Raw genomic sequence first — 13,544 nt, 5'->3', positions numbered from 1 at the left:
GATTATTAAATGATAAATGTCATTTACTTTCAATAAAACAATAAAGATATGAGCCAGTATCAGACCTTAAAATTAGACGGTCATCCTTCTCGTTTTCAAGCCATTGCAGAGGGGAGATGTCCACAATGTAGAGAAGGAAAAATGTTTAAATATCCATTTTTTCGAGTAGATAAGTTTGACCAAATGCACAGTAATTGCCCTGTTTGTAATTTGCGTTACGAAGTAGAACCAGGATTTTGGTATGGAGCAATGTTTGTGAGCTACGCTTTTTCGATTTTAATCTTAGCAGTTTTAGGAGTGGTTTTATATTGGTTTTTCAATGACCCACCAATTATGGGTTACATCATTCCAATCACAGTAATTTCTTTGATTTCTGTTCCTTTTAATTTCAGAATATCAAGATCTATCTTTTTACATCTCTTCGGTTTTGTAAAATACAAACCTGAAGTAATTGTGAATGAGTGATTGAGTGAGTTGTGAATTGTTTTAACAAGTAAGATTGAAAACAATTAATGGGGAACTCTATTTCTGTAAAGTTGCTTCCCATTCACTAATTCACTAATTCACTAATTCACAATTCACTCAATCACAATTATATAACCTGCAATTTACTATTTTGATAAGCAGATAATTCTGGTGAATTGGAGGGCAGTTCAGTAATGAGGTAGTCGATTTCTTGCAAGTCGGCTACTTTCATTTTCATGACAGAATTCAATTTTTCAGAAATTGCCAATACTGCTACTTTATCCGAAGCTTTCATCATCGCTTTTTTCACCTGAACAGTTTCCCAGTCAGAATCCGTTACTCCTCCCTGAGCATCCAAAGCATTTGTTCCCAAAATACACAAATCAGCTTTCATTTCTGAAAGTCGGTGATGTACTTCTCCTCCGATTGACATTTGGCTATATCTTGATACTTGTCCGCCAATCAGAATAATTTCAATATTGGGTTTGTCTAATAACTCAACGGCAGTCAATGGGTTGACCGTCATAAAAGTAGCCGAAAAATCTTCTGGAATCAGTTTCACAAATTCACGGATGGTTGTACCACCACCAATCAACACCAACATTCCTTCTTTCAATAAAGAAAATGCTTTTTGTCCGATTTCTACTTTATGAGAATGCGCATAGGTTTCCTTAAGATTTGAAGAATGGTGATAAGCTTTCGACATCGCACCGCCTCTAATCTTGATAATTTCACCTTCTTCGGCTAATTCATTAATATCTCTTCGAATGGTATCTTCCGATACATTCAATGATTCTACTAATTCCCCTAAAGATATTCTTGTATGAACATTGATTTCCTTCAAAATCAAATCTTTACGTTCTTTCTTTAATAAGCTAATCGACATTATAATAATTACTTTTTTTCAAATTGAGTAGAACAAAGATATAAAAAAACTGCAAGTTATCCGTGGTTTTTACCGCAAATTATATTGCAAACTTTGCAATTATTGAGATAAAATACTCAATTTAATTACTTATTAATAATATTTTTTTAACAAAAGCCTTTTTTTCTACGAAAAGTTTATATGTTTGTGCAATAAATGCAATATTTATTTGCAGTTATTGCAACAATCCAATTTACCATAAAAAACTTTTAAGCATGAAAAAAATTAGACTATTAAAAGGCTCTCAACGCTTATTATGGCTTTCTCTCATCGGAAGTTTAGCAATAAGTGGCAATTCGCATGCTAATGTGAATAAAAATACCGCTACTCATCTGCCGAAATCAGCAAGATTGAGTATTGTGAAAGAGATTGGAGGGAAAGTTATTGCTGCAAAAGATGCAAGCCCAGTGATTGGTGCTGCGGTTTTTATCAAAGAAAATCCACGAGTTGGTACAACTACTGATGCCGAAGGGAATTTCAAATTGAATTTGCCAGAAAATTTTGCTACTAAAAACATTACATTGGTTATTACAAGTGTCGGTTTTGAAAAATTTGAAGTAGCTGTAGCGGCAGATCAAAGTTCAATTACTGTTTCTTTAAAAGAAAACGTGCAACAACTTAACGAAGTTGTGGTAACGGCTTTGGGTGTAAAAAAAGACAAAAGAGCATTGGCATATTCTGTATCAGAAATTAATGGTTCAGACTTTACACAAGCTCGTGAAAACAACGTTGCGAATGGTTTAACAGGTAAAATTGCAGGGGTAAATGCTACAGGTTTATCAACCGGTCCGGGTGGTTCAAGCCGTGTGGTAATTCGTGGCAATGGTTCTTTGACGGGTAACAGTCAACCTTTATACGTAATCAACGGAATGCCGATTGATAACAGTGTTCCGGGCGGAAGTTCATTGCCAAATGGTTTAGGAACGAAGGCTGGTACTGACCGTGGAGATGGTATTTCAGCTATCAACCCTGATGATATTGAATCAATGACAGTATTGAAAGGTGGTGCTGCCGCAGCATTATACGGTTCACGTGGGGCAAATGGAGTAATATTGATTACAACGAAAAAAGGGAAAGCTCAAAAAGGTATCGGTCTTGAATACAACAGTACTTTTACGATGGAAAATGTATCTGTTTTTCCAGATTTTCAATATGAATACGGACAAGGTGATGGCGGTGTAATGCCTACAACTTTGGCTCAAGCTCAGGCTACGGGTCGTCGTTCGTTTGGAGCAAAAATAGACGGCTCTACCAATTATATGGCTGCCGATGGCAAAAATCACCCATATCTTGCTCAGAAAGATAATTTGAAAAATTTCTATCAGACAGGAACTACTTTTACGAACTCTGTTGCCTTATCTGGCGGAAATGATGCCATTCTGTATCGTCTTTCTTTAGCAGACTTAAGTGCAAAAAGTGTATTGCCTTCTAATACTTATAACCGTAAAACGGCTAGTTTGAATATTTCAGCCAAACTTAGCGAGCGCCTTAGAGCAGAAGCAGTAGTACAATATAATCTTGAACAAGGAAATAATCGCCCAATCGCAGGTGATGCTTTGGGTAATCCAAACTGGATGGCTTATGAAGTAGCTAATACGGTGGATGTTAGATGGTTAAACCCGGGACATGATGCAAATGGTAATGAGATTTTCTGGAATGATGCAGGTATTGTAACGAATGGTTATTTTTTCGTCAATAAATTCAAACAAACAGATACAAAAGATCGCTTTATCGGGCAAGCATCTGTTTCTTATGATTTATTAAAAAACTTGACTTTAAAAGCAACTACTACTCGTGATTTTTACAATTATAATTTCACCAGTATTATGCCAACAGGTGGGCAGTATATTCCTCAAGGTCAGTACGATGGCATTAAATCAGATGTATCAGAAACCAACAGTATGATTACCGCTGCTTATAATACCAAATTTGCAGAAACAATAGGCTTATCAGTTTTAGGAGGAGCAAATACTCGCCAGTTTAAAAACAACCAATTTGATTTCTATGGACAAGGATACACCATTCCTTACTTCTATAGTTATTCAAACTTGGCTACTTCTACGGCGACGCCAGTAACTAGCAATATCAAAACGAACTCAGTTTTTGGTTCAGCGGATTTAGATTACAAAGGCATTTGGTTTTTAACTTTAACGGGTCGTCAGGACTGGTTTTCAACATTAAGTCCTAAAAATAATAATGTATTCTATCCAAGTATTGGTACAAGTTTAATGCTTTCGGATGTGATAAACATGCCACGAGTTATTGATAATTTAAAGCTACGTGGTTCATGGGCACAAGTAGGTGGCGGTGGTCCTGACCCTTACGCTATCAACTTAGCATACAGCAATGTGCCGAGTGCAAGTGGTGTACCATTACAAAACGTAAGTTCAGCTTCAATTACCAACGCTGGTTTAAAACCATTTACTTCTACAACGCTTGAGCTTGGTTTAAGCACAAGATTATTCGGAGGACGTTTAAGCTTTGATGCTGCTGTATATGACAAGAAATCATCAAATGACATCGTAAGCGTACCGATTTCTGGTGCATCAGGTTATACAAGTGCGATTCTAAACTCTGGTGAATTAAGTAACAAAGGGATAGAATTATTGCTAGAAGGTACACCAATCAAATCTGCTGATTTCTCATGGAATACTAGCTTCAACTTTGCCTATAACAAAAGTGAAGTATTAAAATTAGCTGATGGCATTAATACTTTTTCAATTGGTAACTCTGCAAATGGTAATGCCTTCATTAACAACCAAGTAGGTATGCCATTCGGAGGTATTTATGGATACCGTATGAAAAGAGATGCCGCTGGAAATATCATTTATGATACCAATTCAAACCTTCCTTTACAAACTGACAACAACCAATATTTAGGCAATGGCGTTTCACCATATACTATGGGTTTGAATAATACTTTCAAATACAAAAACTTCTCTTTAGATATGTTGGTTGATGGTAAATTTGGCGGTAGTATTTTCTCAGTAATGGAAGTATATGCTACTCGTTTGGGTTTAATGAAATCAACTTTGCCGGGTCGTGAAAATGGTTTAGCTCTAAAAGGTGTAACAGCCAATGGCGATGCCTATTCTTATACTGTACCAGTAGCGAATTTGCGTAGTGCTTACTACAACAACCTAAACCGCTACACAGAATTGTTTGTGCATGATGCAAGTTTCGTAAAACTGCGTCAGGTGATTATTTCTTACCGTTTGCCAGCAGGTTTCTTGAAATCTTTAGGCGTACAATCGGCAAGTGTCTCATTAGTGGGTCGTAACCTTCTGATTTTATACAAAAAGACCGACAATTTTGACCCTGAGCAAGGCTTAACGAACGGTGCTGCACAGGGGATTGAGTCAATCGGTTTGCCACGTACTCGTTCTTATGGTTTGAACTTGAATCTGAAATTCTAAAAAAGCAAGACAATGAAACAGTTATTTTCAAAATATACATTTCCTTTATTGGCAGCGTGTAGCATGACGCTATTTACGGCTTGCGATAAAGATTTCGCTGAAATCAATACCAATCCAAATGCCGTTTCTGTTCCGACTACTGCTTACATCTTCAGTAAAGCTTTGTACGATGGCGCAGCCAACAGTGGTAACAAGGGTAGCCTTTTGTTTGGTTTGATGCAATATACTACCAGCTACAACGATGTAGAAGGTTTCGGCTCTAAATATACAGCTTCACAAGTAAATGCCACAGGTGGTGTTTTTACCAATTCTTATCCAAATCAGATTAATGAAATTGGAGAGGTAATTAAAGCGGTAAAAGACGATCCAACAAAAGTAAATTTATACGCAACAGCTCGTATTTGGCGAGTATATTGTTTCAGTCGCTTGACTGATTTATATGGCGATATTCCCTATACTGATGCAGGACAAGGCTATAATCTTTCTATTTTTCAGCCTAAATACGATTCTCAAAGTGCGATTTATGCAGATATGTTGAAAGAATTAGAAGCATCTGCAACAGCTTTGACAACTGCTAATACGACAACTTTCGGTAATTCAGATTTGATTTATCAAGGAAATGTTACGCAATGGAAAAAGTTTGCTTATTCATTAATGCTTCGCTTGGGTATGCGTTTAACAAAAGTTGATGCGGCAGCGGCACAAAGCTGGGTAACTAAGGCAATCGCTGGCGGAGTAATCAGAGAGTATGCTGATATTGCTAAAATGACTTATACTTCTGGTGGACAAAACATCAACAAAAACCCTATTGCATGGCAGTTGTTGAATGATAATTATCTTCGTGCCGACGGTACAAACAATACTGAAGGTGGAAAATATCAACAAGTATTTATCAATTCATTGAAAGCCAATAGCGACCCTCGTTTAAGTGCTCTTTCTGTAGTATATGTAAACGGTTCGGCAAGTTCAGATGAAAGTATTCAGAAAGGAATGCCTGCAACCATCAATGGTACAAAACCTTCTGATTTTATTACTTATTCAGAACCAAAGCAAACAACGGTATTGAAAGTAGATGCTCCTTTGTTGTTATTTACAGCTGCGGAATCTAATTTCTTATTGGCAGAAGCAGCTTTAAGAGGTTGGTACAGTGCAGAAACTGCTACTAATTTATATGAAACAGGAATTCGTGCATCGATGAAACAATGGGATTTGATTAGCGGAACAACAGGTACAATTGCTCAAGCACGTATCGACAGCTATGTGGCGGCTCATGCCCTAAAAACGACTGGTACAGTAGCGACTCAGACAGAACAAATTTACAATGAAGTTTGGGTTGGACTTTTCCCTGATGCTCAGGAAGTTTATAATAATTACCGTCGTACAGGTTATCCAGCTTTAACGCCAAATGTGTATCCGGGCAACGCTACAGGGGGTAAAATATTCCGTAGATTCTTGTATCCTGTTTCTGAACAAACACTTAACAGAACTTCGTACAACGAAGCTGTTCAAAGACAAGGTGTTGATGATTTATTGACCCGTGTTTGGTGGGATAAGTAATCAAAATGCTATTATCCAATTTTAAATTATAAAAGCGAACCTCATCCGCAGGTCACGGGTGAGGTTTATTTTCTCCAACAAAATTTGTAACTTCATAGATTGCTCATTAACAATCGTTTAACACAATCTCATGTTTTCAAAAAAGTTCGTAATACTCTTGATTTGTACTTGTTTTACGATACAAACTCAAGCACAAAAAGTACAAGTAAATAATAAACCCGAACGAGTAAATTGGTTTCAAGATTTAGCTTTCGGGATGTTTATTCACTGGAATGTGGACGTATCGCTTGGGGCGGTTATCAGTCATTCCTTGGCTGGTGCATCCAACGAGTATGTTGAAAAGTACATTCAAGAATTACCTAAATATTTCGACCCAAAGAAATTCAATCCTACCGAATGGGCAAAAAATGCCAAATTAGCAGGCATGAAATATGTTGTTTTTACCACAAAACATCATTCAGGTTTTTGTATGTTCAATACGCAAACTACGCCTTTTAATGTAATGAATACTCCTTACGGAAAAGACATTACCAAAGAAATTATCGACGCTTTCAGAAAAGAAGGTATTGCTATTGGGATTTACTTTTCGCCAGAAGACTTCAATTATTTTCATAAAAACAATATCCAAATCGGTCGTTTACAATTGCCTGAGCATTTTCCTGCAAACAATAAAGGTTTGATGGATTATGATAAAAAACAGTTGAAAGAATTACTGACGAACTACGGAAAAATTGACATTCTTTTCATCGACGGGCCGGGTGATGGCTTGCGTGAATACGCTTGGAGTTTAAACCCAGAATTGGTGATTACTCGTGACATCATGACTACTCCAGAGCAAAACACGCCCGACGAACCAATGGCTCGTCCGTGGGAAGCTTGCTACACGATGGGAACAGATTGGCAATATAAACCCACTAATGACCCCCATAAATCTGGTACAGAAATCATCAATATGTTGGTTGAAATCAGAGCAAAAGGTGGGAACTTTTTATTGAACGTTGGACCAAAACAAGATGGAGAATTACAGATTGAACAACAATCACTTTTACAAGAAATTGCCCTTTGGAATTTTGCCAATGCAGAAGCCATTCATGAAGTAAAACCGCTTTCTGTGGTACGTGAAGACAATATTTGGTTTACGCAGTCGAACGATGAAAAGTATATTTATGCCATCGTTCAAAGAAGTGGCTACGAAGATTGGAAGTACGGAACACGCAAAAATTTTGTATTGACGCACATCGAAGGGAATGCCAATACTAAAGTGAGTATTTTAGGTTATAAAAGCGAATTGGTAGAGTATAAAAAAGATTTTGATGCCAAAATTTATACTGCTCCAACCAATATTGGTTTGGTTGTAAGTGCCGTAAATGGACAAAGATTTTATACGAATAATCAATGGAAAAATGCGGTAGTTTTGAAAATCGAAAATGCAAAATTCAGAAAACTCAACACGCCCAAAGCGAGCCAAAGTAATATTGATGGAGCGAAGTAGGAAGGAATGTTGAATTATGAGTTGTGAATTATGAATTAGAAATTGATTGTCAAATCAGAATATGAATACTTGATTTACAATAAATTGCATAAAAAACAATTCATAACTCAAAATTCAGCACTCAAAACTCTCAACTCTTCACTCAAAACTCATCACTAAAAAGGGTAGCTCTTTTTATTAATTTTTAAACCTTGCAAAACAGAAGAAAACGTATCGTTTCCTTCATCATCAAAAACAATTTGAAACAAAAAATAAGAACAATTATGAACACTATTGAATTACTTTCACCTGAAATTTCTTTCGAAAGTCTTGGACTCTCTTTACCTCCAGCACCACTTCCTTTGGGTGTTTATAAACCCTATTTGATTGATGGCAAATACTTATACTTATCTGGTCACGGCCCTGTAAGAGACGATAAAAGCTTGATTATTGGTAGAATTGGTAAAGATTTAGACATCGAAGAAGGGAAATTGGCGGCTCAACAAGTAGGTTTAACCATGCTTTCGACCATCAAAACACATTTAGGAAGTTTAGACAGAGTAAAGCGTGTGATTAAAATTTTGGGTATGGTCAACTGCGTATCAGAGTTTGAACGCCATCCTTATGTCATCAACGGTTGTAGCGAACTTTTTGCCCAAGTATGGGGAACAGAAAACGGCATCGGCGTAAGAAGTGCGGTAGGAATGGGAACACTTCCAGACAATATTCCAGTGGAAATTGAAGCGTTGTTTGAACTCCACGAAGACTAATTGATAAGTGGTTTTGGTAAAACAAACGATGTTTTATTTGAATTAACACATTGAATTTCAATATTTTAATTCACAATTCATAATTCATAATTCATCACTCCTACTTAAGCCATGAGTAACAAAACGATTGAGTACAACATAAAAAATATTGAAACGCTTGATACGCCTGCTTTGGTGGTTTTTCCGAGTATCGTAAAGCGTAATATTCAAAAACTTTTGGCTTCGATTGATGATGTAAATCGTTTGCGACCACACATCAAAACGCATAAAACCAAAGAAGTAACCAAGCTTTTGCAAGAAGTAGGAATCCAGAAATTCAAATGTGCGACGATTGCCGAAACTGAATTATTGGCGACTTGTGAAGCAGAAAACGTACTCTTAGCGTATCAGCCAGTGGGAGCGAAGCTCTTGCGTTTGATTGAAATCATCAAAAAATTTCCAAAAACACATTTTGCTTGTTTGGTTGATTCTTTGGCGGTTGGTGAGGCAATGTCAAAAATTGCGTTGGAAAATCAGCTTACTTTATCGCTTTATGTCGACTTAAATGTGGGCATGAACCGCACGGGAATTGTACCCGAAAAAGCTTTTGATTTGGCAATTGCTTTGCAAAAATTGCCTGCCTTAAAGCTTGAAGGTTTACATATTTACGATGGACATATCCGAGATTTTGACCTTACCATTCGTACACAAAATTGTAACACGGCTTTCCAAGCCGTAGAAAATTTAGTAGAAAAGCTAAACCAAGAAGGCATTCAAAACCTCAATTTTGTAGCTGGTGGAACGCCTACTTTTCCGATTCATGCTCAAAGAGCAAAGGTAGAATGTAGCCCCGGTACTTTTGTTTATTGGGATAAAGGTTATCAAGATGCTTATCCAGAGCAAGATTTTGAAGCTGCAGCTTTGGTAATTAGCAGAGTAATTTCTTTGCCCGAAAAAGATAAAATCTGTTTGGATTTAGGACACAAATCTGTGGCTGCAGAAAACCCTTTAGACAAAAGAGTATTTTTCTTGAATGCTCCAGATGCCACTTTTATCGGACAAAACGAAGAGCATTTAGTATTGGGTGTTCCAGAAAATCATACTTATCAGATTGGTGATGTTTTTTATGGTTTACCCATTCATATTTGCCCAACTTGTGCTTTGTACGAAAGGGCAAATGTTGTAGAAAATGAAGTATTGACAGGCGAACAATGGAAAACAATTGCAAGAGATAAAACCATTTCCATGTAATCGTAAAACGGGTTTTCAACCCGTAAATTTATCTTTTCTGACGGGTTAGAAACCCGTTTTACAAAATATGTTTACAATAGACGCACATCTTGACCTGAGCATGAATGCGATGGAATGGAATCGTGATTTAAGATTATCGGTCTCTGAAATTCGTGAAAGAGAAAAAGGCATGACCGACAAGCCAGACCGTGCCAAAGGAACGGTTACTTTTCCTGCATTAAGAGCAGGAAACATTGGTTTGGTTGTTGCTACACAAATTGCTCGCTTTGTAAAACCAGACAGCACTTTGCCGGGTTGGGCTTCTCCCGAACAGGCTTGGGCGCAAACACAAGGACAAGTAGCATGGTATAAAAGTATGGAAGAATGTGGCGAAATGGTTCAAATCAAGAATCTTGAATCTTTAGAAAAACATTTACTGCTTTGGAACGATGGTACTCCTAACGAAAATAAGCCAATTGGCTATATTCTAAGCTTAGAAGGAGCAGATTCGCTCGTGACGATTAATCATGTCGAGAAAGCTTATGAGTATGGTTTGCGTGCCATTGGCCCAGCTCATTATGGTCCGGGGCGTTACGCTCAAGGAACGGATGCGACTGGTTTTATGGGAAAAGCTGGACAAGATTTATTGAAAGAAATGGAAAGGCTGAACATCATTTTAGATGCGACGCACCTTTGTGATGATAGTTTCTGGGAAGCCATGGATCATTTCAATGGTGCAGTTTGGGCGAGCCATAATTTGTGTAGAAGTTTGGTAAACCATAATCGCCAATTTAGCGACGAGCAAATTAAGGAATTGATTAGCCGTGATGCTGTTATTGGCGGAGCGTTAGATGCTTGGATGATGGTACCAAATTGGGAAAGAGGCAAATCAACACCCAAAGAAATGAATTGTAATTTGGCTGTGATGGTTGACCACCTCGACCATATTTGTCAATTGGCTGGCAATGCCTTGCACGTGGGTATTGGTTCGGATTTAGATGGAGCTTTTGGTACGGAACAAGGTCCTTATGATTTAGATACTATTGCCGATTTACAAACAATTCCGTCTATTCTCGAAAAAAGAGGTTATACCCAAATCGACATCGAAAACATTATGCACGGCAACTGGCTGAGATTTTTGAGAAAGAATTGGGCGAAATAATTAGGAGTTGTGAATTGTGAGTGCTGAATTATGATTTACAAATAATTATCTAAATCCGTAGGGGCAATCCTTTGCGGTTGCCCATTGTAAAAATTGTACACGTGGGCAACCGCAAGGGATTGCCCCTACATATTTTATTTTATCATTTTCTTCCAATGCCAAAGACAAAATCATTTTTCATCATCTTCTTGATGTACTTTTTTACATCAAATTACACGTTTGCCCAAAGTATTGCCATTATTCCAAAACCTGTTTCTGTACAGCTTACGCAAGAAAAATTTACGTTAAATTCATCTACTTCGATACTTCAAACGTCGGCTTCTTTAAGTGGAAATGTTCAATTTTTACAAGAAGCCTTGCACACTTTAACGCCTTTTTCTTTCCCGATTACCAAGAATACAACATCCAATTTTATACAATTAAGCATTGATGCCGATAAAGTCACTCAAAAAGAAGGCTATCAATTAATCATTTCCAAAAATTCCATTCAATTGACTGGTCACGACGAAGCTGGCGTTTTTTATGGCATACAAAGTTTGATACAAATAGCATATCAAGCTCAAAATAAAGGCTTTAATTTATCTGGCTGTCGCATCGAAGATTATCCAAGATTTACTTATCGTGGCTTGCATTTGGATGTTGGCAGAAATTTCTTTCCGCTTTCTTTTCTGAAAAAATACATTGATTTACTCGCTTTTTATAAAATCAATACTTTTCATTGGCATCTTACTGACGACCAAGGTTGGCGGATTGAAATCAAAAAATATCCTCGTTTACAAAGCGTTGCAGCATTTCGTTACGAAACCATTATTGGACATAAAAAAGATTCTCCACACCGTTTTGATGGCAAAAAGTATGGCGGATTTTACAGTCAAGAAGAAGTAAAAGCTTTAGTAAAATATGCCTCAGAAAAGTACGTAACCATCATCCCAGAAATAGAAATGCCTGGGCATGCTCAGGCGGCTTTGTCGGCTTATCCGCATTTGGGTTGTATCGGTGGTTCATACAAAGCAGCTACTTTTTGGGGTGTTTTTGAGGATGTTTTTTGTGCAGGAAACGACAGTACTTTTACTTTTTTACAGGATGTTCTGGACGAAGTAATTCCACTTTTTCCTTCAAAATACATTCATATTGGCGGAGACGAATGTCCGAAAACTCGTTGGAAAGTTTGTCCAAAATGCCAAAAACGCATGAAAGATGAGCATTTAACTGACGAGCACGAATTACAAAGCTATTTTATCCAGAAAATGGAGAAATACTTGAACAGTAAAAATCGTGAATTAATTGGCTGGGACGAAATCTTAGAAGGTGGTTTAAGTCCGAAAGCAACGGTCATGAGTTGGCGAGGTGAAGCGGGTGGCATTGCTGCCGCCAAGCAAAAACATAACGTAATTATGACTCCTGAAAGTCATTTGTATTTAGATTATTACCAATCGCTTCACCCCGACGAACCAACGGCGGCGGCAAGCTTTACACCGCTTTCAAAAGTGTATAGTTATGAGCCTTTTTCGACGGAATTAAATCACGAAGATGAACAGTACATCAAAGGCGTACAAGCAAATATTTGGACAGAATACACGCCTCAGCCAGCACAAGTAGAATATATGGTTTTTCCAAGAGCCTTGGCTTTGTCGGAAATCGCTTGGTCGCCCAAAACGCATAAAAATTATGATGATTTTCTCAGTCGCTTACGTCAGCATCGCAATATTTTAAAACAGAAAAAAGTAAACTTTTTCGACAGATTTGAGGAAATTACATATCTTTTCTCCATGGAAAAATCAGGGAAAAGTATCGTTCATTTTTCGACCACTTTACCCAATGCCAAAATTCATTATACTTTAGATGGTAAAACTCCGACGTCGAGTGATAAAGTATTTCAAAATCAACTAATTATCGACAAAAGTGCTATTGTAAAAGCCCAACTATTTGTCGGTAAAAAAGCTTTTGGAAAAGTATTTGAACAAGCTTTTCAATACCACAAAGCCATTGCTAAAAACGTCATTTTGAAGCATCAACCCAAAGCAAATTATAATCCAGATACGCCTTTTGCTTTGACCAACGGCTTGACAGGAAACGCCCGCTACAACAATACACAATGGATTGGTTTTAGTGGCGAAAATTTAGATGCAACGATTGATTTAGAAAGTGTTCAAAGCATTTCAACCTTAGGTTTAAACTTGTTAAAATACCATTGGCAAAGAATGTGGGAACCTAATGTGTTGATTTTTTCTGTTTCGGAAGATGGCATTTCTTACAAAGAAGTGTATCGTATCAGTAATTTTCCTGCGAATGGCATCAATAAAATTAGGGCAAAAATTACGCCAGTGAAAGCCCGTTTTATTAAAATACAGGCAGAAAATAAAGGCATCATTCCAGCAGGTGAATATGGTGCAGGAGCGAAAGCTTGGTTGTTGGTTGATGAGATTTATGTGGAATAGCGGTCAGCTTTGAGAGATGAGTTTTGAGCTTTTTATAGCGAATAATTAAAAAGTATAAGTGTAGCGGCAAAGTTTTCACTAGGCGTAATTGCGAAAAATCTTAGTCTGTTTAAATGATTACTATTGGGAGT

At 37.3% G+C, this 13,544-nt stretch carries 9 protein-coding genes; 8 read left to right on the top strand and 1 reads right to left on the bottom strand.

Features of this window, described 5'->3' with window-relative positions:
• The first annotated feature begins 48 nt into the window (after nucleotides 1-48).
• Nucleotides 49-465 carry a DUF983 domain-containing protein gene (locus VB798_RS22235; protein WP_323689445.1) on the top strand — a complete coding sequence of 139 codons (417 nt, stop codon included), beginning with the start codon at nucleotides 49-51 and terminating at the stop codon, nucleotides 463-465.
• A 127-nt stretch (nucleotides 466-592) separates the two neighbouring features.
• Here the strand turns inward: VB798_RS22235 and VB798_RS22230 are convergent, their stop codons facing one another.
• Entirely contained in the window at nucleotides 593-1,351 is a 759-nt protein-coding gene (locus tag VB798_RS22230; RefSeq protein WP_323329148.1) for a DeoR/GlpR family DNA-binding transcription regulator, read from the bottom strand.
• Between the two features lie 254 nt (nucleotides 1,352-1,605).
• On the opposite strand from VB798_RS22230, the gene VB798_RS22225 reads away from it, so the two are divergent.
• From VB798_RS22225 to VB798_RS22195, 7 genes are all read left to right on the top strand, one after another.
• Nucleotides 1,606-4,806 (top strand): SusC/RagA family TonB-linked outer membrane protein, encoded by a 3,201-nt coding sequence (locus VB798_RS22225; protein ID WP_323689444.1) that lies wholly within the window; start codon nucleotides 1,606-1,608, stop codon nucleotides 4,804-4,806.
• A 12-nt stretch (nucleotides 4,807-4,818) separates the two neighbouring features.
• The gene (locus VB798_RS22220) at nucleotides 4,819-6,363 is read left to right on the top strand and encodes a SusD/RagB family nutrient-binding outer membrane lipoprotein (protein WP_323689443.1); all 1,545 of its coding nucleotides are present in this window, start codon (nucleotides 4,819-4,821) and stop codon (nucleotides 6,361-6,363) included.
• A gap of 130 nt (nucleotides 6,364-6,493) precedes the next feature.
• A complete protein-coding gene (locus VB798_RS22215; protein WP_323689442.1) occupies nucleotides 6,494-7,855 on the top strand; it encodes an alpha-L-fucosidase in 1,362 nt (453 codons plus the stop codon).
• 263 nt (nucleotides 7,856-8,118) lie between these two features.
• The gene (locus tag VB798_RS22210; RefSeq protein WP_323689441.1) at nucleotides 8,119-8,604 is read left to right on the top strand and encodes a RidA family protein; all 486 of its coding nucleotides are present in this window, start codon (nucleotides 8,119-8,121) and stop codon (nucleotides 8,602-8,604) included.
• A gap of 111 nt (nucleotides 8,605-8,715) precedes the next feature.
• Entirely contained in the window at nucleotides 8,716-9,834 is a 1,119-nt protein-coding gene (locus VB798_RS22205) for a D-TA family PLP-dependent enzyme (RefSeq protein WP_323689440.1), read from the top strand.
• A 67-nt stretch (nucleotides 9,835-9,901) separates the two neighbouring features.
• Entirely contained in the window at nucleotides 9,902-10,975 is a 1,074-nt protein-coding gene (locus VB798_RS22200) for a dipeptidase (RefSeq protein ID WP_323689439.1), read from the top strand.
• A gap of 155 nt (nucleotides 10,976-11,130) precedes the next feature.
• A complete protein-coding gene (locus VB798_RS22195) occupies nucleotides 11,131-13,413 on the top strand; it encodes a glycoside hydrolase family 20 protein (RefSeq protein ID WP_323689438.1) in 2,283 nt (760 codons plus the stop codon).
• Nucleotides 13,414-13,544 lie beyond the last annotated feature (131 nt).

It is taken from the genome of Arcicella lustrica, assembly GCF_034930985.1.
Taxonomy (GTDB): Bacteria; Bacteroidota; Bacteroidia; order Cytophagales; family Spirosomataceae; genus Arcicella; species Arcicella lustrica.
The sequence above is the reverse complement of the archived record's forward strand: the minus strand, read 5'-3'. Positions and strand labels throughout refer to the sequence as shown.